The organism is Amphritea sp. GJ51-11 (genome assembly GCF_055808735.1).
Genome location: NZ_CM147881.1, coordinates 3,392,146 through 3,415,012, shown reverse-complemented (window position 1 = coordinate 3,415,012; position 22,867 = coordinate 3,392,146). Strand labels below are relative to the sequence as shown.

Here is a 22,867-nt window from a genome sequence, read left to right as displayed (position 1 = left end):
ACAAAGGATGCAGCAGGTGTTTTTATGAATGTTTCATCAGCACTGAATACTGGGGTTTTAGGATTAAACCGTGGTTTGGATGGGGTGCAAAAAGCCGCGTCTGATATCGCCGGTGCAGGTAAATCAGATACGCCTGAAGAGGGTACCGGCAACGACTTGAATCAGTCATTGGCTGATCTAGCCGTTGAAAAAAATGCCGTGGCGGCGTCCACTAAAGTTGTGCAATCAGTGGATGAAACCTTAGGCACCCTGATTGATATTCGCGCCTGATATAACCAGCGTACCGTTCATCTATTGAAGAGATATGAGCCTTAGCCGTCGCTACTAACCTGTGGTTGTTTGCTCGGTTCGTTCGCTAGCGTGTATAGCTAATCTAAGTATTTGCTATTTTAAGACTTATATCCGTAAGACGGGATCAGTGACAGGAGGTAGGCGTGATGCAGTTACAGCTGACGGCCAGTTCACTTACTCTGAATACTCATGAGTCACCCTATACTGCGAGCCGTAACCAATCCGCAGCGACAGGTAGTGCACTCCCGTTGTCTTTATCTGTTTCTGACCCCTTATCTACCTCTACTGCAACGTCACCCGTGCAACCTTCGGCTGCTGGCGCGTCCATCGATAGTAACCCTAATGCGCGTACCGGTGACCCACCGCAATCCGGTGAACAAAATCAATCGCCCAACGCCGTTGAAGAAGAGCGTGCATCGCAACAACTGATAAATGAACTAGCCTCCCGTGATATGGAAGTGCGACAGCATGAGTTAACCCATGCGGCTGCAGGTGGTCAATACGCTGGCGCGCCGACGTTTGACTATGAACGAGGGCCTGATGGCCGACTCTATGCGGTGGGTGGCGAAGTGAGTATTGATACCTCGTCGGTGCCTGATGACCCGCAAGCGACTTTAGAGAAGGCTGAAATTATTATGCGGGCGGCATTGGCAGTGGCTGATCCTTCGCCTCAAGATCGCTCTGTAGCGGCCCAAGCGGCGGCAATGGCTTCTGAGGCAAGAGCGGAACTCGCCCGAGAGAGCCGGGAAACCAATGATAGCGATGCGGGTCAAGTGGATGGCGATACGGAGCAACTGAATGATGAGCGTCGAGCAGAAGAGCTGAAAAAGCAGCGAGAGGCGTTGGAAGAGCAGGAAAACAGCCAAGCGGAAACGTTACAGGAATTTAATCAGCAGCTAACGGAAGTGAATCTTAAACTTGCAGAGATCAACCAAAAGTTGATTGATGCCGGGGTGTTTAAAAAGCTCTTCGATGAAGGGTTTATCTTCGATGAAATTGTCTGATAGCGTGGTTAGGACGACTCGCCTGAAGGTTCTATTTATAGCCTAATTAGCGCTCAATACTGTTAGATAAAAAAAGCACGGGTTTTTAGCCCGTGCTTTTTTATGTCTGCGCCCGATTGAGCGCAGCGGCTGACTGGGGTAGCCCGGAGCTGTTATTTAATAAACAACATTTCACGGTATTTAGGCAGTGGCCATAGGCGGTCATCAACCAGCATTTCCAGTTTATCGGCTGCGGCGCGAACTTTAAGCATGAGGTCACAGACTTCAGTGGCAAGGAACTGCATATGCGCTTCGGTAGAATCAAAGCTTTCAGTTTCCAGCGCGCTGCTGAGTGCTTCAACAGAGGCCATCATCGCATTGGCGGCTTCGGTAATCTTGTCCGCCGGCGAGAATGCCAGTGCTACACCGGTTGCGGCAATATTCGATAGGTAGTTAATCGCCGCTGGGTAGATAATGGTGGTGGCCATTTCGACAACCAATTTAGCTTCTACTTCAATAGAGAGCACATATTGCTCTGCATAGACTTCGAAGCGGCTCGCCAGCTCTGCCGGTGTAAATACGCCGGTATTAGCGAAGAGGTCGATAACGTCCTGTGATTTGAAGGCGGGTAAAGCGTCAGCAGTCGTTGGGATGTTTTTCAGACCGTGTTCTTCAACCGCTGCTTTATGCCATTCGGAAGAGTAACCGTCACCGCCAAAGATTACTTTGCCGTGCTCTGTCATCAGTTCTTGTAAAACAACAAATACCGCCGCTGTTTTGTCAGAATTTTCCGCCAGTGCAACTTCCAACTTCTCGGCGATCCATTCTAGGGAGTCAGCTAGGATAGTATTCATTGCCACGAGAGGGCCAGAAACAGACTGAGAAGAACCTACTGCGCGGAATTCGAAGCGGTTACCGGTAAAGGCAAATGGAGAGGTGCGGTTACGGTCGCCCGGATCACGATCAAACTTCAGAATCTGGGACAGACCTAGATCCATTTGTCCGCCGGTTGTTGGTACGTGAAGTGCACCGGTTCTGATATCGTCAAAAACTTTTTCCAGCTGATCACCCAAGTAAACAGATAGGATCGCTGGAGGTGCTTCATTCGCTCCTAAGCGATGGTCATTGGCAGCGGAAGCGATAACTGCACGCAATAGCGGTCCAAATTTGTGCACGCCACGAATTACTGCACCACAAAAGAGCAGGAAGTTTAGGTTTTCATTCGGAGTGCAGCCAGGATCAAGCAAATTACCTTGGGTCGAATTGCCTACAGACCAGTTAACATGCTTGCCTGAGCCATTTATACCTGCAAAAGGCTTTTCATGTAACAGGCAGACAAAGCCGTGACGTTTGGCGGTATTCTTCAGCAAAGTCATCAATAATTGCTGATGATCGGAGGCAATATTAGCCGATTCAAAGTACGGTGCGATCTCGAATTGGCCCGGAGCTACCTCATTATGGTGTGTTTTCGCCGGAATTCCGAGACGATAGAGTCTATCTTCCAGATCCTGCATGAAAACCTGCACTCTTTCAGGGATTGCACCAAAATAGTGATCGTCGAACTCTTGGCCCTTGGCCGGCGATGCACCAAACAGTGTTCTGCCTGCGAGCAATAGGTCAGGGCGGGCGTTGGCAAACTTCTCATCAATGAGGAAGTATTCCTGCTCAGCGCCGCAGCTTGAGTTCAGGGTTGCGATCTCTGTTTCGCCCATCAATGACAGTACTTTCTGTGCGGCGCTGTCCATGGCGGCATTTGAGCGTAGTAGTGGGATTTTCTTATCCAGCGCTTCACCGGTCCAAGACATAAAGACGCTTGGAATCATCAATACAGCACCGTTAGCGGTGTGCATCATATAGGCTGGGCTGGTTGGATCCCATGCGGTATAGCCGCGTGCTGCGTTAGTCATTCGCAGGCTTCCGTTCGGGAAAGATGAACCGTCCGGCTCACCTTTAATCAGCAAACTTCCAGTAAATTCGGTGATAGCGCCGCCATCTGAGTTAGTTACAACGAAACCGTCGTGCTTCTCTGCGGTAGCATTGGTCATTGGGTAAAAGATATGAGAGAAGAACTTAGCACCCTTGGACATGGCCCAGTCTTTCATGGCTGCAGCCACTGCGTCAGCCACGGCAGGGTCTAGTTCAGAACCGGTTTGTACTGTCTGTTTGATGGATTTAAAAGCAGATTTTGAAAGCGACTCTTCCATTTGCTGCAGACCAAAAACATCTGACGCCCAGATTTGAGTCAGCGGGGCTGTCATGGTCGTTGTGTATGGTGCTGCGTTAGTGATTTCATTAACCGCACTCAAACGTGTTTCATTTCTGCTCATATTCTTCCCCTTTTTATCCAAATTGTTACAGTGGATTTTTGCTGGTACGGGTTGTGGTAACCCTGATAGTCGAAAACTCAATATTAATGCTTATCTATTAAGCAATAAGCGAACCAAGTTGGTGCTATTTTTGTTTGAGCGCTAAAAATAGTGTTAAAACAGAGGCGTCGCGTTGATGGTGGCATTGTATGGCTGAGCGTCGTGTGTGCGTTATGTCGGTCAGGAGGGGTCAACTGATGACCTCTCCTGATTATTAATGATTAGCTGTCGCTTGGTTGAATCAACGGATTGCGCACAAAGCTAATGGTGGCCACGTCGTGGGTTTGTAGGCTCTGTATGGTCAAGGTGCCGGCGTTAATGATGACTTGGCCGCCGACCTGTAAGGTTTTAACCTCCTGCTTTACAAAGTCACTCAGGCTGGTGCTATCGGTGGGGCCGATGATGATACCGTAGGATCTGAAGACATCTTCTAGCGTAGCGGAGCCTTTCAGCAGTAATTCGGCATCGGGCAGGTCGGTTGCCAAGCTCGGAGATATAGTTGAAAAAATGCAGTCTACGAATCGGCGCAGGCCGGGTTTTAAGACAATAAAGAGATGATCTTCGGCCTCTAGTTTGGTTGAGCCTCTAGGCGGAAATACATCGCTGCCACGGGTGATCATCGCGATGACAGCGCCTTCTGGTAAGGCTAACTGAGAGATCGTCAGGTCGAGCACTTTGGCATTTTGCCCTAAGGTATATCTGACAATTTCGGTGTCAACGTTGGCCAGCGCCGCGATTTCCAATGTTGCCGAGGGGGTCGCGGGAGGTGGCACAATCAGTTTCAATTTTCTTGCCATCCAGGGCAGCGTTGAACCCTGCAGTGTGGCGGAGATTAACACCACGAAGAAGACCACGTTGAACAGCAGGGGGGCTTGAGGCAAGCCAAAGATGAGTGGGAAGATGGCTAGAATAATTGGCACTGAGCCTCGTAGGCCAACCCAGGATACTAAGCCTATTTCGCGTTTGTTGAAGCCAAAGAAGGCCAATAAGGGCGCAACCGCTAGCGGACGGGCGACAAAGATTAACACCAAGGCGATCAGTAATCCTTCGCGCCAAACATGGATCAGCGAGGTGGGGGTTACTAGCAAACCGAGCATCACAAACATGCCGATTTGGCTTAACCAAGCGAGCCCGTCGTGGAACAAGAAAGTGGCCCGTTGATAAACAAAGCGACCATTACCAATAATGACGCCGGTAATAAAAACAGAGAAGAAACCACTGCCGCCAAGGGTAGCTGAAACACCAAAGGAGAGTAATCCACAGGCCGATACCATCACTGGATAAAGCCCCGGTGCCTGTAACGATATGCGGTTAAACAGTTTCACCGCAGGATAGCCGATCGCTAAGCCGATAATGGAGCCAACGCCGATCTGCTGGATGAAGAGTATTAATAACTCAGTGCCGGGCATTGCATTGGTGGTGACCAGTTGCAGCAAGCCGATGGTGAGAAAGATTGCCATCGGATCGTTGGATGCGCTTTCTATTTCTAGAGTGGATTTAAGCCGGGGGCTTAGGTGGATGCCTGCATTACGTAAGATGGTGAATACCGCTGCCGCATCGGTTGAGCCAACAATGGCACCTAGCAGAAAGCCGACGGGCAGGGGCAGGTCTAATATAAAAGCCGCCGCGGCACCGGTTATTCCGGCGGTAATGGCAACCCCTAAGGTTGCTAGTGCGCTGGCGGGTTTCCAGACGAGCTTAATTGAGGACAGTGAGGTTTGTAAGCCACCATCAAAGAGGATGATCGCCAGTGCTAAGGTGCCCAGTGCATGGGCGGTATCCACATCATCAAACTGGATTCTACCAATACCATCTTCACCTGCCAGCATGCCAATACCGAGAAAGATAACCAGTACCGGTAGGCCGATGCGGGGGAAAGTTTACTGGTGATTACACCGGCAAACAGTAATACCGCCGCAATAAGAATTTGATGGTCAATGGGGAACATTAGGCGTCCTTTAGTGTGAAGGGGCTAAAATCCTGCGAATTGTATGAGGACCTGCCAGCTTACCTGCTATCTATTAGTCCGAATAAGCGGGGTGGAGTTCAACACACCGTTGCTCGAATCATACTGCTTGTGGTTTATCTCGTTGTCTATATAGGGGCGCTTGAGGGTATAACCAATCCATGAGAAGAATTGTTTTTCAGTTTTTAGCGCTCGCCGTGGAACAGATAAAGTTAAGTGGTTAGTGGTGCAACTAAGGCAGGGATATTGTTATTTTTGTGGGGAGCATTTGGGTCGCTCCCATGCCTGTACGGCCTAACTTACTGTCGGTCTATTTAAGTAAATAATTTAACACCAGTTTGGTGAAAATAGCAGCTTTTTCCGCATGGGGCCAATGGCCTGAGTTTTGGATCATTCGATAATCGGCTTTAGGGAAGAGTGATAAGATAGGTTCACGATACTCGGGGGTGATGTAATCGGAGTTTTCCCCTTTAATAAACAGTACGGATTTGTCGAAAGTCGTGCCGCTAGGGGCCGCGCTGATATTGTCATAACCCGCCTCCAGTGCCGCGAGATTCATGCGCCAGGCGAACTGCTTCTCTTCGTTACGGTAAAGGTTCGTCAGGAGAAACTGGCGGACCGCTAATTCTGGAATATATTGGCTTAGTTGTTTATCTGCGTCACTACGAGATTTTAGCTGCTGTAAGTCAACGGCGTTAAGACCTTTGAATACATCGCCATGATGATTGGGGTATTGTACTGGGGCGATATCGACAATAACCAGTTTGTCGACCCGTTCGGGATTGTTCATCGCCACTTGCATCGCGACCTTGCCGCCCATGGAGTGGCCTAAGATATGAGCGCTAGTCAGCCCCTGTTGATCCATCAGTTCGATAATATCATTGGCCATCAGAGGGTAGCTGATGTCATCGGTGTGGGGGGAGCGGCCATGGTTGCGTAAGTCTACCGCGTAGACGGTAAAATGCTCGGCCAATGCTTTGGTTTGTCCACTCCAGTTTAACAGGGTGCCGAACAGGCCGTGGATAATGATAAGCGGGGCTCCGTCACCGGAGATCTGAACGTTCAATTGCATTATAGCGCTCCATAAAAAAGACCGGGGCATATGCGACCGGTCTTTTGTGTTACATCAGATGTGACTAGCGGCTTATAGGATATCCAGCAGCTCTACATCAAAGACCAGTGTTGAGTAAGGAGGGATGCCACCGGGAGAACCCTGAGCACCGTATGCTAGTTGATACGGTACTGTTAGACGCCATTTGGCACCTTTAGTCATTAATTGCAGGGCTTCAGTCCAACCGGCAATCACGCCACCGACTGGGAATTCTGCAGGCTGACCGCGCTCGTAAGAACTGTCGAATACTTTACCGTCGGTGAATGTGCCGTGGTAATGCGTACGTACAGTTGATTCAGCTGTTGGGCTTTCGCCGCCTTCTTCACCCGCTGTAATAATTTCGTACTGCAGGCCTGAATCGGTAACGAAGATCTCTTCACGCTGAGCGTTCTTCTCGAGATACAGTTCGCCTTCAGCAGCAGCTTCTTTCGCTTGCTGTTCAGCTTTTTCCTGCATGCGAGCTTGAATCTCGTTAAATGCAGCCTGGATCTTTTCGCCTTCAATGCTCAGTGCTTCACCGGCAAATGATTCTTGGATACCGGCAATAACAGCATTTAATTCTACGCCGTCGAAGCTTTGGGTCGCCAAGTGATCGCCCATCTGACGGCCGATACCGTAGCTGGCGATCTGTTCAGTTGTTTCAAATTTAATATCAGACATGAGTACTCTGTCGGTTCGGTTTTAAAGAACGGCGAAGCCTATCATATTCGCCCGCTTATAGCTTGTTTACATCGGCCTCAGTTGCACTATGTTGTACATTTATTGTTGTACAAACAGCAGTGGGTCAACGCGGGTATTATTGAGACTAACACTCCAGTGCAGATGGGGGCCGGTCACTCGACCGGTTTTACCGATGTCGCCGATGGTGTCACCGGTATTGAGCTGATCGCCGATATTGACTTTGATTTTGCTCATATGGCAATACATAGTCGTCAAGCCGTAGCCATGGTCCACGATGACGGTATTGCCGTTGAAGAAATACTCACCGACAGCAACGACTTTTCCCGGTGCGGGGGCGTGAATAGGGTTGCCCTGTCCGCCGGCGATATCGAGGCCGCTGTGAGGGTTGCGAGGTTGGTCATTAAAAAAACGCTTTAGGCCGAACGGGCTACTAAAACGACCGGTAGCAGGCAGCTTGAATTGGGCAGTAGATATAGCGGGTGTGCTCCAAGATTTAAACGCAGCAACCATCTCTTCTTTTTCTCTTTTATAGCGCGCGAGGTCTTGGGTATTGGGATTCACATGACGCTTATTGGTGATGGTCAGGCGCTGTTCTTTATAGGCTTTACCTTGAATCTTAAAAGGATAGCGCTTGCCGTCGGCTTTCATTAACTGTTCTTGGCTGGGTTTGGCTGATAGTGGGATGCCAATCACGGCGAGCCAAGTGGCCTGTTCTGCATAGGGCGTGGTTTGGGCAGGAATAACCATAACGCGGTTGCCACGATACCAAGCTGACGGAGCCGCCGGAGTATCTAGCCCGCTGAGTGGTATGAGGGCGACACCCCCCGGTACTCTGGACTCTGTTGGCAGGTCGATCGCTGCCGCTGAAAGGCTGAATAATAGGGTAAACATAAAACTGATGAAACGCATAGGGTGTCCTTATTCCTTGATGATCTGGGTGACGGTGCTGAGAAAGCGACCATTGCTGAGTCGGGTTTCAACGCTGCCATCCATGACGATATGGTTGATGTCCTGTATTACTTTGCCTGCGTCATCCTGAACAATGGCATAGCCTCGATCAAGTGTTGCCAACGGACTGACACTGTTGAGCGTTGCCGCAAGCCCACTAAGTTTTAGTTGCTGCTGTTTTAGCAGCCCCTGCATAAGGCTAACTAAGCGGTGTTCCAGTTCATCTTTGCGTTGCTGTCCAGCGACGATACGCGGGCTAGGTGAGCAGCGTTGATAGCGTTGCTGCAACTGGCTGAACTGCTGTTGCTGACGCTCAATGGTATGTCTGACCGCACGGCGCATGCGTAGTTCAAGATCATCGAGTTTCTGAGCCTGCTCTTTTAGTTTGTCACCGGGATGACGAAGCCGCGAGCGAGTCCATTGGAGTCGCTGTTGTTGCTGCTGATGATTGCGTTTCCAAGCCTGTATCAGTCGCTGTTGTATCTGTTGCAGTCGTAGCAGTATTTGTTGTTGATCGGGGCTAATCAGTTCGGCAGCCGCCGAAGGTGTTGCGGCCCGTAGATCGGCAACGAAGTCGGCGATCGAGACATCGACTTCATGACCGACAGCACTGATAATCGGAATATGGCTATGAAAGATACTGTGGGCGACTACTTCTTCATTAAAAGGCCATAGATCTTCCAGTGAACCGCCGCCTCGGCCGACGATGAGTACATCGCAGCGGCCATCTTCATTGGCCAATTGTATTGCGTTGGCGATTTGCGTGGCGGCTTCAGCCCCCTGGACGGCGGTTGGAAATAAGGTCACCGGCAGAGATGGAAAGCGTCTTCTTAGTACCGTTAGAATATCATGCACCGCTGCGCCGGTGGGGGAGGTGATCACCCCGAGGTGTTGCGGGTGAGTTGGGATTGGCTTTTTAAAGGCGGGATCGAATAGGCCCTGCTGAAGCAGTTTCTGTTTCAGTGCTTCATAGGCTTGTTGTAGTGAGCCGATGCCGCTCTCTTCTATATAGTCACAGATGAGTTGGTAATCACCTCGGCCAGGATAAAGGCTGACTTTGGCACGGACGACCACCTTATCGCCATTTTTGGCTTGGTATTTGAGATATTGATTACGGTTACGGAACATCGCACAGCGCACCTGAGCGCCACGGTCTTTCAGTGTGAAATACCAGTGGCCTGAGCTGGCTTTGACGACGTTCGACAGCTCACCTTCGACATGAATGGTCAAGAAGGAGCTCTCTAATAGCGACTTTACCTGACGGTTCAGTTCGGTAACGCTCAGCGCCAGTGGTGTAGCGCTAGTGCGGGATAAATTTGGGCTGTGTGAGTACGATTGCATAGTGCGCATCTTAAACCAAGCGAACATCGGTTTGTAACGACTGTTTGGTAGAATTAACAAAATGGATAAAAATGGTTGGGAATAACAGCATTTTGATTGTCGGACGTGCGACAAAAGGCTATAATCCCGCGTCTTATTTTTTTAGACACTACAGGCAATCTCACTCATGTTGCGAATCGCTGAAGAAGCCCTCACTTTTGATGATGTTCTACTGGTTCCCGGTTACTCCGAGGTTCTGCCTAAAGACGTTTCGTTGAAGACACGCCTAACAAAAGGTATCGCGCTAAACGTCCCTCTGGTCTCTGCTGCAATGGATACGGTTACCGAATCTGGCCTGGCTATCGCAATGGCCCAGGAAGGCGGTATTGGTATCATTCATAAAAACTTAACGATTGAACAGCAGGCTGAAGAAGTCCGCCGAGTTAAGAAATATGAAGCAGGTGTCGTTAGCGATCCTGTTACCTGTAGTCCTGATATGACCGTCGGTGAGCTGAATGCGATGTCAGCCCGTCTTGGTTTCTCTGGTTTCCCCGTTATTGATAAAGGTGAGTTAGTCGGTATTGTGACTGGCCGTGATGCTCGTTTCGAGAAGAAACTGGAAGCGTCTGTAGCCTCTATTATGACCCCTAAAGATCGTTTGGTGACTGTGCTTGAAGGCGCCGATCCAGATGATGTTCGCAATTTGCTCCGCAAGCACCGTATTGAAAAAATTCTGGTAGTCGATGAAGCCTTTGGTCTGCGCGGTATGATGACCGTAAAAGATATGAACAAAGCGCTAACACACCCGAATGCAGCTAAAGATGGCGACGGTTGTCTGATTGTTGGTGCCGCTGTCGGTACTGGTCCTGAAACGGAAGATCGTGTTGATGCATTGGTTAAGGCCGGTGTTGATGTAATTATCGTTGATACGGCTCATGGTCACTCAAGAGGCGTTATTGATCGTGTTGCTTGGGTGAAGAAAACGTACCCAGATGTTCAGGTCATTGGCGGTAATATCGCGACAGCTGACGCGGCTATTGCGTTGGCCGAAGCCGGTGCTGATGGTGTTAAAGTGGGTATTGGTCCAGGTTCTATCTGTACTACCCGTATCGTTGCCGGTGTTGGTGTTCCACAGATTACTGCGGTAGCGAATGTTGCCGAAGCATTGAAAGCCTATGATATCCCTTGTATTGCCGATGGTGGTGTACGCTTCTCCGGCGACCTATCTAAAGCGATCGTGGCGGGTGCGTCAGCGGTGATGATCGGTTCTATGTTGGCCGGTACCGATGAAGCGCCGGGCGAAGTTGAACTGTATCAAGGGCGGGCGTATAAGTCTTACCGTGGTATGGGTTCTATTGGTGCAATGGCGCAGAGCTCTGGTTCGTCTGACCGTTACTTCCAAGATGCTTCACAAGGCGCTGAAAAATTAGTGCCGGAAGGTATCGAAGGTCGCGTTGCCTGTAAAGGGCCGATGGGTGGTGTGGTGCATCAGTTAATCGGTGGACTGCGCTCTTCCATGGGGTACACTGGCAGCCCAGATATTTTGGCAATGCGGACTATTCCGCAGTTTGTCCGTATCACCAGTGCAGGCATGGCGGAAAGCCATGTACACGATGTTAGCATCACCAAGGAAGCGCCAAACTATCGCGTTGGATAATCCTTTTTAAATGACTAAAACAGGTGGGATGGCTTCGGCCCTCCCACTTTTTCTTTTTTAACACGCGGCTAAACAGCCAATCGCTGAGGTTAACCTGAACAGGTACCGGCGATGATTTCGGAGTCATCGAAATGTCACAAGATATTCATGCTCAACGAATTCTGATTCTAGATTTCGGTTCACAATATACTCAGTTGATCGCCCGACGGGTACGTGAGATCGGAATTTACTGTGAGATTCATCCATGGGATATGGATGACTCTGCGATCCGTGAATATAACGCCAAGGGTATTATTCTTGCCGGTGGACCTGAATCGGTTACCGAGTTTGGTTCGCCTCGCGCACCTGAAGTAGTATTCGAACTGAATGTTCCCCTGTTGGGCATCTGCTACGGTATGCAGACCATGGCTGAACAGCTGGGCGGCAGTGTCGTCTCTTCTGATCTACGTGAGTTTGGTTATGCCAAAGTGCGTTTAGAAGATAGCCCTAGCCGTTTATTGGAAGGTATCGAAGATCAGATTGCTAATAATGGCTCGCTGATGCTGGATGTTTGGATGAGCCACGGTGATAAAGTGGGTGATCTGCCAGAAGGCTTTAATGTCATCGCCAGCACCGCCAGTGCACCGGTCGCGGCTATGTGCCACCCGGGCAAAAATTACTACGGTGTGCAGTTCCACCCAGAAGTAACACACACCAAGCAGGGTGGTCGTATTCTAGAGCGTTTCGTTCGTGAAATCTGTGAATGTGATGCTCTGTGGAACCCGGCTAACATTATTGCTGACCTGATTGAAAAAGTGCAACAGCAAGTGGGCGGTCAGAAAGTCTTGTTAGGTCTATCCGGTGGTGTTGATTCCTCCGTGGTGGCGGCATTGCTGCATAAAGCGATCGGTGAACAGCTGACCTGTGTGTTTGTGGATAACGGCCTGTTGCGTAAGCAAGAGGGCGACCAAGTCATGGAGATGTTTGCTCGCAATATGGGGGTCAAAGTGATCCGTGTTGATGCGGAAGACCTGTTCCTCGGACGCTTGAAAGGTGAAAGTGATCCAGAAGCTAAGCGTAAGATTATTGGTAATACCTTTATCGAGGTATTTGATGAAGAAGCCACTAAACTGAAAGATGTTAATTTCCTAGCGCAGGGTACTATCTATCCGGATGTGATTGAATCGGCAGCCTCTAAAAATGGTAAAGCCCATGTGATCAAATCTCACCATAACGTTGGCGGTCTGCCAGACGATATGAAGATGGATCTGGTTGAGCCTCTGCGTGAACTGTTTAAAGATGAAGTGCGCAAAATCGGTCTAGAGCTGGGTCTGCCATACGATATGGTTTACCGTCACCCGTTCCCAGGTCCGGGTTTGGGTGTGCGTATTCTGGGCGAAGTGAAGAAAGAGTATGCCGACATTCTGCGTGAAGCGGATGCGATCTTCCTCGAAGAGCTGCACAAAGCCGATTGGTATCATAAAACCAGCCAATCCTTTGCCGTCTTCCTACCGGTTAAATCGGTAGGTGTTGTGGGTGATGGTCGTCGTTATGAATACGTTATCGCACTGCGTGCCGTTGAAACGATCGACTTCATGACCGCTCGTTGGGCGCACCTGCCCTATGAGTTGCTGGAAACGGTTTCAGGCCGAATCATCAATGAAATCGCCCATGTTTCCCGGGTGACCTATGATGTGAGCTCTAAGCCACCGGCGACTATTGAGTGGGAATAACTGCTCGCCAGTACTAACCAGCTAGAAACCGCTAAGCCCGCATTGTTGCGGGCTTTTTTGTTTTTATCGCTAGCCATGTCGATAGCGTTTTTAATCGTTACCCACAGCAGATGAATTAAAAATTCTCGGTTGAACGCCATTAATTTGAGTATCTAAAAGGCCACCGGTAGTGAGAGTCTGGCTAACGAGTGCGCTTTACGTAAATCGCTGCACCAAAGAGTAGAAGCACTAATATTGCCAAAATAAGTAGCAACTGTATGGCGCTATGGGGTGTGCCTGAATGGGTCCAGTATGCGGCGATAGTCCATGGTGCGGCGGCGCGAGCCAGTGACATCGGCACCAGCATAATACCGTTGATGGTGCCGTAGTTGTGGCGTGAAAGTAGTTCTGGAACGGCCATACCTCGCACAATGGTGAAGATACCATTGGCTGCGCCATAGAGAATACATAAACCTGCCAAGGTGAAGGCGGAGGGCGGTAATTTGAGCATCAAGATTGCCAGTGGAAATGCGATACCCGCCAGTAAGCCAAGCCGCTTGATACTGATCTCTTCAAACAATAGTAGCAGCGTCCGTGCGCCAACTTGGGCGGGGCCAATCAAGGCAATGGCAAAAACAACTGACTGAGTATCGCTAGACAGAGCGATAAGCAGTGGATAGATGTGATAGGTGAAACCGGAAAAGAGTGCCATGTAAGCACAGAAAGAGGCGGTAAGTAGATAGAATCGAGGGCTGCATAATACCGCTCTAATGGGGCTTTCTTCTGGGTTTTGTGTTTGCTGTAGAGGATGACTGTCAGCGTTGGCCGGGCAGATGGCCCAGCGATAGAGTGGTGCAGCGATGCTGATATTGATAATGGCTAAGCCTAACAGTGCATCACGCCAACCCCAATTATCGAGCATGAATTGCAGCAAGGGGACGAATATGGTGCTGGCAAACCCAGCCCATAGCGTGATGGCGGTGATCGCTGAACGTGCTTGCTGCGTACCCAGTTGCTGCACGGTAACGGCAAAGGCCGGCTCGTAGGATAGCGCAGCTTGCAGCACACCCAATGTTATGATGATGGCATAAAGTGACAGTATGCTGTCTATATAAGACCAACCTATCAAAACTAAAGAGGCTGCGACGGTTGCCCCGACCATTATCTTACGTCCATAGCCGCGATCAATCATTGCACCAATTGGATAGGCGCCCAACGCCGAGGCTATTAAGCCGAGTGTTGCGGCACCGTAAATATCGGCGCGGCGCCATCCCAACTCAGCGGCCATGGCTTCGGCGATAAGAGGAAAGCTGTAATACAGCGTTCCCCAAGAGACGAGTTGACTGAGGCCCAGCGCGGAAATAAATCCGCGCTTGGCTGTTAATCTATTCATCCTTGGCAAGTAGTAACTGCGGACGCTGCTGTAAATGTCTGACTAACGGTCAATGCTTCGGGTGTACCCAGCGCAGAGACAACAGCGGCAACTTGTTTATAACCGGTTCTCAGCAGGAAGGTTGGTGCACGGCCATAACTCTTGATGCCTAAGATAAATAGGCCGGGTTCTGGATGCGACAGTTCAGCCAAACCATGTTCAGGCACTGAGCCACAGCTATGTAAGTTTGGATCGATCAATGGCGCCAATCGTATGGGGCTTTGAGTCGCGGGGTCCAACGAGGTGCGTAACTCGGCAAGTAGGTTAAGGTTTGGTCGGAAGCCGGTGGCGGCGATGATGCGATCGACGGGCGGCAATGCTTTTGATCCACTTTGTACCATTAACTTACCGTTTTTACGTTGAATCGTGTCAATCTCAAGTTCGGTAAATACTTCGATACGTCCCTGTTCAAGTAACTCCTGAATTCGCACTTCAAGGCGTCGGCGCTCTTGCAGTTCATCATTTTCGGGTGAACGAACAACGTTAGTTACGGAGGTGCTTCTTACCCCCCAAAGCACGCGCATATCTTGATGCTCATCGGCGAGCTTAACTAAATCCTGTAGTGCGTTAAAAGCGGAATGACCGCCACCGACGACCAGTACCGAGCGGTTTATATATTGTGCCCGCGCCGATCCGAGAATATTGGGAACGCCGTAGGCAATGGCCTCGGTAGACTCGCTTTCACCTAACGCTGGGACGCCGTGTGTACCCAACCAATTAGGCGTTTGATAGGTGCCGGAGGCATCGATAACAGCCTGGGCAATTATATCCTGCTCACCTTCAGGGCTTGATACTCGCAGCACGAACGGCGCTTGATCTCGACCTTCGGTGCGTAACAGATCATGGTTGAGTCGACTTACATATTGAACTTGCGTATTAAGATGCAGATGAGGGTTGATCTCAGGGTGAGCGGCTAATGGCGTCACATATTGCTCAAGTAGTTCGCTGCCGGTGGGAAACTCATGGGCTGCGGGTTGAGGCCAGTTCTGCTGCTTTAACAATGTGGCAGCGGCGTCATCAATGTTGTAAGACCAAGGGGAAAAAATCCGCACATGTCCCCAGCGAGCGATGTTGGCGCCTGCTTGATTACCCGCTTCAAACAGGGTGGGAGTGAAGCCTCGCTTGAGTAGTTGGGCGGCGGCACTCAAGCCTATGGGGCCTGCGCCAATAATGGCCACTGGGAGATGGGTTAACTGATCGTGCATAAGTCTGTCCTCCATGATTTATGTTGTTAGTAACAACTAATAAGTTAAAAAAACTAAGCTATGAACCCAGGCGCGCGCGTGCCGCTTTGGTTAGCTGTCGAATAAGGGTTAGGGTTCCATCAACAACCTCTGGCGAAATATCTTTAATTAGCGAGGCCTCTTCCAGGATCAAGTCTTGGTGAATGGTATGGTAGAGCGCTTCCCCCGTCGATGTTAGAGATAATTGGACCGCCCGCTGGTCTAATGGATCTAACAGCTTGAGCACATACTTTTTACGCAATAACGAATCGACCACACGACTAGTGGTGCTTTTGTCTAGATACATCTCATCGGCGAGTGCCTGCAGCCTTAAAGGGCCACGTTTGAATAAGGTTTCAAGTGCATAACACTGTGCTACTGATACATCGTGGGAACAGATGTAATCCCGGTCACGGAATTGGTGAACCCGGATAAGCTGGTTGACGGCTTCATATAGCGCTTCAGCACGCTCTAAATTAGCGGGCATAGAGGTAAACCTCGATGATTTATGTTGTTACTGACAACTATAATGGTGGCTGTTATGCCTTGCAAGCTTGCAGGGTGGTTTGTTTAGTATTTCCTAGATAATTTATTAGGGAGGTATCTTTTGATTGAGGTGGACACAGGGCATGGGCAAAAGGTTGGCTGAGTAGATCTGACCAGGATTTTACGCTGCCTTAAAATTCGTAGATTGATGCTAAGCTCTCGTGGCTGCTTCCTTTTTTTTGCCCATTTCAATGCATACTAGTGATTAACTTTTTCGCCAAGCCTAGATGATTGAATATGACCATTACCCGAAAGATTTTTGTTGCGCAGTTATCGATTGCGTTGTTGCTGGTGGGGGGGATGTATCTGTTCGTGCAATGGTCTTTCGATGCGGGTTTTATTCGCTATGTTGAAGAGCGTGAGAATCAGGTGACTGAACGTCTGGTCGATGAGTTAGCCGCCGTTTATGAGGTGGACGAGGGGTGGGATGCTTTGGCCGATTCCCCCACACGTTGGTTGCAGCTGATTACCTCCGTTGTAGCGCTGCCGATGAAGGGCAAGCGTTTGCAGGATCATGTGGAGCAGGTGAGACGCGAAGGTTGGCCACCGGGCAAATTGATGCAGCCGCCGGCTGGGATGCCTCGACCACTGGAGTGGCGTATTCGGTTATTGGATCAGCAGCAGCGGATGATCTATGGAGCTGCGAATGAGCCATTGACTGATTTTGAGCTTCATCCTATTCAAACTCGCCAAGGGGATCTTGTTGGTTATCTCGGTATGCAAAAAGACAATAGTGGTTTTTTAGCGGCGCGGGATGTTCAGTTTTCTCAACAGCAAACTAAAGCATATTTTATTATCGCCTTGGTTATGTTGCTGTTGTCGGCCGGGGTGGCGCTGCCATTGGCGCATCATTTAGTGGGGCCGATTAAGGCGTTAACACTCGCCACTCGACGTTTAGCCTCGGGTGATTATAGCCCACGTATTATCCATAAAAATCATGATGAGTTGGGCCAGTTAGCTCAGGATTTTAATGAACTAGCACTGACGCTGAGTCAGAATGAGACGCTTAGACGTCGATGGGTAGCGGATATATCCCATGAGTTGCGTACTCCTTTATCGATCTTGCTCGGTGAAATCGATGCCATGCGCGATGGTATCTATGCGCTCGATACTTATTCGTTAAATTCGTTACATCAGGAGGCCCAATTGATGGCGCGGTTGATTAATGATCTTTATGAGTTGTCGATGTCTGATATTGGTGCCCTCGACTATCACAAAGTTCCGGTTGATCTTGGTGCGGCGGTGCGGGATGCGTTGGAGGGGTTTGCCCCGGCGTTAGCTGAAAAATCGATCCAGATGACAACGACGGGGCTGGATGATGTCAGTGCAATTGTGTTTGCCGATCCGGACCGCATCGATCAATTATTAACGAATCTGCTGCAGAATACGCTGCGCTACACCGATGCGAATGGGAGCGCGCGCATGTGTTTGCAACGACAGGGCGGTCGGGCTTATTTAACCTTGGAAGATTCGGCACCGGGAGTGAGTGAGTCGGAATTGGCGAAGTTGTTTGATCGTCTCTATCGTGCTGAAACGTCACGGAATCGTAACACCGGCGGCACCGGGCTGGGGCTAGCTATTTGTCAGAATATTACCGAAGCCCACAGTGGCTCTTTAACGGTCACGCTATCACCTCTCGGCGGCCTGTGTTTTACTCTCGAATTACCTCTTATCATGGAAGAATCGGCATGAACGAAACCATACTGATTGTCGAAGATGAAGCCAAGCTGGCACGCTTGTTGGCCAGTTATCTGGAGCAGGGCGGCTTTAAGGTGCAGCAGTTGCATAATGGCCTCGAGGCGTCGCCGTGGATTCGGCAACATAAACCGGATCTGGTTCTGTTAGATCTGATGTTGCCGGGGATGGATGGGCTGGATATCTGTCGTCATGTACGTGCCTTTAGCAATGTGCCGATTATTATGGTGACGGCGCGGGTAGAAGAGATTGATCGACTATTAGGTTTGGAGTTGGGGGCTGATGATTACATCTGTAAACCCTACAGTCCCCGTGAAGTGGTTGCCCGGGTACGAGCGGTGCTGCGCCGAGTGCAGCAAACCGCTTTAACTGCGGTGAGCACTCCCCAGCTACAGCTGCACGAAGATCAATTACTGGTGGTGGTTGGTCAGCAATCGATAGAGCTAACTGCGGTGGAATTTCATCTATTACAGACCCTTAGTCAGTCCGTCGGGCGAATTTATTCCCGTGACCAGTTAATGGATCGTATTTATGCTGACCGTCGTATCGTGAGCGAACGGACGATCGATAGCCATATCAAAAAACTGCGGCGTAAGTTAGAAGGCTTGTTGCCGGGGCAGGATGTGATTCAGTCGGTCTATGGGGTCGGTTATAAATATGATCCAACGGCTTGATGTCGATCTGTATTGCAACCCGTATTAGTGCTAATTAAACCAAGTTTTACCTTTGTGATTCGGGTGAGTTGATACCAAATGGGTTGTATAGAATGCAAGCAAAAACTCCCAGAAAACGTTGTTTCTGGGAGTTTTGTTCTATGGGGTATATTAGTAGCGTTGTCTGGCGATATAAGGTCAGGGCTTTATCTACTGAGCCTTACCTGCTTAGTCCCGTGGCGGAAGGTTTTCGGGGGCGCAGATCAGCTTATCATCACGTTTACTTTCACAGACGCCAGTGAGTGTTTCACCCTGTCGCCCCTTAAAACGACAGCTATCCCCTTGGTTTATCGATGCGCACGCTTCAATCGCTTCTTTTGGTGGGCCGCGACGTTCAGGTGCCGCCATGGCGGCGGTGGTTAAAAGTAATCCCAGCGCTGCTACTGTGAGAGGGAGATGTTTCATATGATGACTCCAATAAACGGTTATGACGGATGTTAGGTCTTCGACATTAGATTACCGATCGATTTTAAACTTAGCTTAACTGGAGAAAAAGCAAGCAGTGTGCAAGCATTATGGAAGTAGCGGCGAGTGATATCGCAAAGGCTTAGCGGTGACGACTTTATCCTGTGATAAATCTCCTTGTTCTGTTCGGCTTTTGGTATATTTCCATCCTATGAATGAAAATGATGATATACAGTGGATGACTCAGGCGTTGCTGCTAGCAGAGCGGGCGGCGGCGCTGAATGAAGTACCGGTAGGTGCCGTGGTGGTACTCGATGGTCAATTGATAGGTGAGGGCTGGAACCAGCCGATCTCAGGTCATGACCCTACTGCCCATGCTGAAATTATGGCCCTGCGTGATGCGGCGGCAAAAACTGAAAATTATCGTCTGGCGGGGGCAACCCTCTATGTCACTATTGAGCCTTGTACTATGTGTGCCGGGGCCATAGTGCATGCACGAATTAAGCGGGTTGTGTTCGGTGCCGTTGAGCCAAAGGCGGGCGCGGTGGTCAGCAATAATCAGCTATTTGATCAGTCTTGGCTGAATCATTGGCCCGAATTTACGGCGGGGGTAATGGCAGAGCCGTGTAGCGATGCGATTAGCCAATTTTTTAGACGGCGGCGGGCGGAGAAAAAAGCACAAAAATTAGCCGCGAAAGCGGCTGTAGCACCAGAGTCTTAAACGTCTGTTTGGCGATGAGTTATTTTTGGCCTTTACTCATTGCTCGCTTTTCGCGCTAGCAGGGTGCCGTCACCTTCGGTGCGCAGTTTGATCCAGTGGATAAGATCGGCCCACATATGATCAATATCTTTTTTCGACGGCATAATACCCGCATGTTTCAATTCGATGGTCATCACCGGGGTTTGCTTCACAAACCAGCCATAATTACCCAAAGATCCGGGGTAGGTGCCGAGCTGCTTTAGATGCAGTGGGCCGAGCTTTTGTGGCGGTGTGATGCTGCCGTCATAATCAAGAATGCCGTGAGGGGCATGAACCGAGACGATAATGTCGGGTTTAAGTTCATTGATCAGCCCATGAATAGCCCGAGTTTCGGGTTCGCTAAGTGGTTTGGTGCCGGGGTAATAGCGGGCGCGCTTTTTGGCATAGGTTTGCCAGTGCTTAATGGGATCGACGGATGTTTCTGATGGAATAAAGTTACGGTTCAGGTCGACGTTGTTGGCGTTGACCCGAGTCGATTTCTTCTGCAAAAGACCATCAGGGTTCGTGAGTGGCATGAAGTGCCAGTCATAAATACCGCTGTGATGCTGTTCGAGTATTTTTAGCCACTTAAATGACAGGCTAACACTGGAGTATTCATCGCCGTGGATGCCGCCTAAAAAGAGAATGCGGGGCGCATTTTCTAGCCCTGGATTGGCGTGGAAATGTTTTTCTAGCAGTGGGCGATGTTTGTTTGAGTAGAAGCGAGGGGCATCAAAGGCGGCATCGAGACAATCTTTACTGGAAACGCTGCCGAGTTTATTACCAATTTCATGACAGATGGTCACGATCTCTTGATTGGGTGCTTTGGCTGTTTTAGTGGGCGTGGATTCTATCTGAGGTTTACTGCGGGTGGCTGTTTTAGTGGCGTTGTCAGACTGTGGTTGAACATGGGTTACCACGGGAGCTGTTTTATTAGACTCGGGGGCGGCTGCGGGTTTGATACTTGTTGTCGCGGTTGCTTTTACGGTTTGTGATTTTACGCTGTCAGTAGCGACGTTGTCTGTCTTGGGTTTTTCGTCGATGGTAGAGTTTGTTTTCTCTGTTTGTGATTTTACGCTATCGACAACGGATTCTGTGTTGTTTGTCTTAGGTTCAAGATCAATGAGCGCGGTTGCTGTATCGCCTTGCGGTGTAGTATCAGTTTCGTTATCGCTTGGTTTGGCGGATTGAGGCTCGCTAAGGATAACAACCGGCACGGCTTTTTCCGGCAGTGGCTGACTAGGGGTATCCAGTGGTGAGGTTGTGCTTGCCTGAGAAGTTGTATCGACTTCGGGCTGGGTGGTAATCGCTTGGTTTTCGGTGCTATTTGGCTCACTGGAATAGTAGCTTAGCGGATCTTCGGGTTCACCGAGTACCGGCAGCGAGATACACAGACTGAGTCCGGATAGATAGATAAAAGCAACGCGTCGCAACATTGGACCAGACTCACCCCGCCGATAATTTAGTCAGTCATTGTAAAGCGCTTTTTTGTAGATGTGGAGATCTGGCATCGTAATTGATGAAAAAATCAGCATTTGTCATCGAAATATAATATAGCGTCGATGCTTTCTATAGGGTTGAAGGGATGGAATCGATAACCTCTTGAACCGCTGCTTCACCGTTATCTAAGGCGTTGCCGGGGATGACAATTTCGCCTTCGTTTGCGGCTGGACTAAGCGGTGGCTTGGCCGCTTCAATCCGCGCTTTCTGTAATTCCCAGTCGAGCAGGTCATAGTAGTTGCGGATATTCTTTACATAGAGCACTGGTTCATAGCCGCGAGCATAGCCATGACGCACGGTGGAAAAGTGCTTAGGTTGTGTTAACAGGGGTAAAAACTCTTTTACATCACTCCACTTATCAGGATCCCGGTTAGCGCGGGCGGTTAATACCCGTGCATCTTCAAGATGCCCATAACCGATATTATAGGAGGCAAGGGCAAACCAGATGCGTTCTTTGCCTTGGATTCGTTCCGGTATTTTAGCCATCACTTTTTTAAGATAGCGGGCCCCGCCCATTACGCTTTTAACCGGATCGGTTCGGTTGACGACCCCAACTTCTTTGGCGGCGGCTTTCGTGAGCATCATGATGCCTTTAACGCCTGTAGGGGAGACCGCCTCTGGATTCCAGTGAGACTCTTGATAGGCGATTGAGGCCAGTAGTCGCCAATCGATATCAGTTTCCTGTTCGGCCATCATGAAGTATTGTTCTAGTTGGCTGAAGCGCTCATCTAGATCACGGCGAAAAGTTTGAATATCAACATAACCAAGACGGGTTTGGCGAGTAAGGTATTTCTTTTTTAGCTTAACCAGAAGGTCTTGAGTGTCAGGACGGTCAAAGAAGCGTTTCATTGCCCGTTGCAGGCTTTGATCGTTTTGTTTGATTAACAACCATGCGACCGGTTTCGGTTCGCTGAGCACCAGCGATTTTTTTAGGCCGGGGAAATACGACTTTTGCGCATCAAACACAAAGTCATCGCTGATGGTGTAGTCGATCTCTTGTTCGTAAACATCTTCAAGCAGTTCTGTCACGCCGCTGGTGGAGGTTTCCTGCCATTTAAGAAACTCATGGGTTTCTTTTAAGCTGCGTAAGAGTTCGGCATGACTACTATTCGCAATGACTTTAATACTTTTGTCTGCTAAATCAGCCAGTGTTTTCGGGATCGATTTGCCCTGGGTTTCACGGTAAATCAGTGTCGGTGTGGAGTAGGCATAGGCCGGAGAGAAGCGGAAATATTGTTTACGTTCTTCGGTAACTGTTAATCCTGCTGCGGCAACATGAGCGCTGCGATTTTTGACTAAGGTGAAAATGTCGCCGAAACTGTCTGGGATGATGAGTTCGAGTTCGACGCCGAGGTAGTCAGCAAAGGCATTTAACAGCTCATATTCAAATCCGGTGGCTTTACCGTTGTTGTCCTGATAATAGGTTGTCGGGGTGTTACGGGTAGCCACTCGCAGTGTGCCGGTCTTCTGAATGGCTTCAACTTGGGTGCGATGGCTCTGATCAAATAGGAATAAAGCCAAAAACAGGGACACTGAAATCAGCAGGAAAACGAGCTCTTTAACGTGAAATGAATTTATTCGCATAAGATGGTGGGCTTTT

19 protein-coding genes are annotated in these 22,867 nt (G+C 49.6%); 7 read left to right on the top strand and 12 right to left on the bottom strand.

Translation table 11 applies throughout. The annotated features are described in order from the left end of the window. Positions 1–24 precede the first annotated feature (24 nt). On the top strand, positions 25–270 hold the full coding sequence (locus AC0L4K_RS15265) for a hypothetical protein (protein ID WP_417223972.1): 246 nt from the start codon (positions 25–27) through the stop codon (positions 268–270). Between the two features lie 167 nt (positions 271–437). After that, positions 438–1,295, top strand: coding sequence for a putative metalloprotease CJM1_0395 family protein (locus AC0L4K_RS15260; RefSeq protein ID WP_473269232.1), 858 nt, complete (start codon positions 438–440; stop codon positions 1,293–1,295). Between the two features lie 152 nt (positions 1,296–1,447). Here the strand turns inward: AC0L4K_RS15260 and AC0L4K_RS15255 are convergent, their stop codons facing one another. The 6 genes from AC0L4K_RS15255 to xseA all read right to left on the bottom strand — a co-directional run bounded on the left by AC0L4K_RS15255 (position 1,448) and on the right by xseA (position 9,687). After that, positions 1,448–3,601: a glutamine synthetase III family protein gene (locus tag AC0L4K_RS15255; protein ID WP_473267008.1), complete on the bottom strand. Its 2,154-nt coding sequence runs from the start codon at positions 3,599–3,601 to the stop codon at positions 1,448–1,450. 260 nt (positions 3,602–3,861) lie between these two features. Then, positions 3,862–5,469: a potassium/proton antiporter gene (locus tag AC0L4K_RS15250; RefSeq protein WP_473267006.1), complete on the bottom strand. Its 1,608-nt coding sequence runs from the start codon at positions 5,467–5,469 to the stop codon at positions 3,862–3,864. 447 nt (positions 5,470–5,916) lie between these two features. Further along, a complete protein-coding gene (locus tag AC0L4K_RS15245; RefSeq protein WP_473267004.1) occupies positions 5,917–6,678 on the bottom strand; it encodes an alpha/beta fold hydrolase in 762 nt (253 codons plus the stop codon). Between the two features lie 72 nt (positions 6,679–6,750). Then, entirely contained in the window at positions 6,751–7,377 is a 627-nt protein-coding gene (locus tag AC0L4K_RS15240) for an FKBP-type peptidyl-prolyl cis-trans isomerase (protein WP_417223979.1), read from the bottom strand. Between the two features lie 99 nt (positions 7,378–7,476). After that, entirely contained in the window at positions 7,477–8,307 is an 831-nt protein-coding gene (locus AC0L4K_RS15235) for a peptidoglycan DD-metalloendopeptidase family protein (protein WP_473267002.1), read from the bottom strand. A 9-nt stretch (positions 8,308–8,316) separates the two neighbouring features. Beyond that, on the bottom strand, positions 8,317–9,687 hold the full coding sequence (xseA, locus tag AC0L4K_RS15230; RefSeq protein WP_473267001.1) for an exodeoxyribonuclease VII large subunit: 1,371 nt from the start codon (positions 9,685–9,687) through the stop codon (positions 8,317–8,319). A 166-nt stretch (positions 9,688–9,853) separates the two neighbouring features. Between xseA and guaB the strand changes: the two genes are divergently transcribed. Next, the gene (guaB, locus tag AC0L4K_RS15225; RefSeq protein WP_473266999.1) at positions 9,854–11,323 is read left to right on the top strand and encodes an IMP dehydrogenase; all 1,470 of its coding nucleotides are present in this window, start codon (positions 9,854–9,856) and stop codon (positions 11,321–11,323) included. Between the two features lie 131 nt (positions 11,324–11,454). Next, positions 11,455–13,035, top strand: coding sequence for a glutamine-hydrolyzing GMP synthase (gene guaA, locus AC0L4K_RS15220; protein ID WP_473266998.1), 1,581 nt, complete (start codon positions 11,455–11,457; stop codon positions 13,033–13,035). A gap of 181 nt (positions 13,036–13,216) precedes the next feature. On the opposite strand, the gene AC0L4K_RS15215 is transcribed toward guaA, so the two are convergent. The 3 genes from AC0L4K_RS15215 to AC0L4K_RS15205 are packed head-to-tail and all read right to left on the bottom strand — an operon-like array spanning position 13,217 to position 16,156. Next, positions 13,217–14,407 carry an MFS transporter gene (locus tag AC0L4K_RS15215; protein ID WP_473266996.1) on the bottom strand — a complete coding sequence of 397 codons (1,191 nt, stop codon included), beginning with the start codon at positions 14,405–14,407 and terminating at the stop codon, positions 13,217–13,219. Next, complete coding sequence (locus AC0L4K_RS15210) at positions 14,404–15,651, bottom strand: FAD-dependent oxidoreductase (protein ID WP_473266994.1); 1,248 nt, start codon at positions 15,649–15,651, stop codon at positions 14,404–14,406. The genes AC0L4K_RS15215 and AC0L4K_RS15210 overlap by 4 nt, the downstream gene beginning before the upstream one ends. 58 nt (positions 15,652–15,709) lie before the next feature. Next, positions 15,710–16,156, bottom strand: coding sequence for a MarR family winged helix-turn-helix transcriptional regulator (locus AC0L4K_RS15205; RefSeq protein ID WP_417223996.1), 447 nt, complete (start codon positions 16,154–16,156; stop codon positions 15,710–15,712). 296 nt (positions 16,157–16,452) lie between these two features. Between AC0L4K_RS15205 and AC0L4K_RS15200 the strand changes: the two genes are divergently transcribed. Together AC0L4K_RS15200 and AC0L4K_RS15195 are read left to right on the top strand one after the other, a co-directional pair. After that, complete coding sequence (locus AC0L4K_RS15200) at positions 16,453–17,907, top strand: ATP-binding protein (protein WP_473266992.1); 1,455 nt, start codon at positions 16,453–16,455, stop codon at positions 17,905–17,907. After that, on the top strand, positions 17,904–18,584 hold the full coding sequence (locus AC0L4K_RS15195) for a response regulator (RefSeq protein ID WP_473266990.1): 681 nt from the start codon (positions 17,904–17,906) through the stop codon (positions 18,582–18,584). The genes AC0L4K_RS15200 and AC0L4K_RS15195 overlap by 4 nt, the downstream gene beginning before the upstream one ends. A 207-nt stretch (positions 18,585–18,791) precedes the next feature. Here AC0L4K_RS15195 and AC0L4K_RS15190 read toward each other — a convergent pair whose 3' ends face one another. After that, a complete protein-coding gene (locus tag AC0L4K_RS15190) occupies positions 18,792–19,028 on the bottom strand; it encodes a hypothetical protein (protein ID WP_417224001.1) in 237 nt (78 codons plus the stop codon). Between the two features lie 211 nt (positions 19,029–19,239). Between AC0L4K_RS15190 and tadA the strand changes: the two genes are divergently transcribed. Continuing rightward, positions 19,240–19,749: a tRNA adenosine(34) deaminase TadA gene (tadA, locus tag AC0L4K_RS15185; RefSeq protein WP_473266988.1), complete on the top strand. Its 510-nt coding sequence runs from the start codon at positions 19,240–19,242 to the stop codon at positions 19,747–19,749. Positions 19,750–19,781: 32 nt separating this feature from the next. On the opposite strand, the gene AC0L4K_RS15180 is transcribed toward tadA, so the two are convergent. Then, positions 19,782–21,203 carry a M14 family zinc carboxypeptidase gene (locus tag AC0L4K_RS15180; protein WP_473266986.1) on the bottom strand — a complete coding sequence of 474 codons (1,422 nt, stop codon included), beginning with the start codon at positions 21,201–21,203 and terminating at the stop codon, positions 19,782–19,784. A gap of 133 nt (positions 21,204–21,336) precedes the next feature. Further along, on the bottom strand, positions 21,337–22,851 hold the full coding sequence (mltF, locus tag AC0L4K_RS15175) for a membrane-bound lytic murein transglycosylase MltF (protein ID WP_417224007.1): 1,515 nt from the start codon (positions 22,849–22,851) through the stop codon (positions 21,337–21,339). Positions 22,852–22,867: the final 16 nt, after the last annotated feature.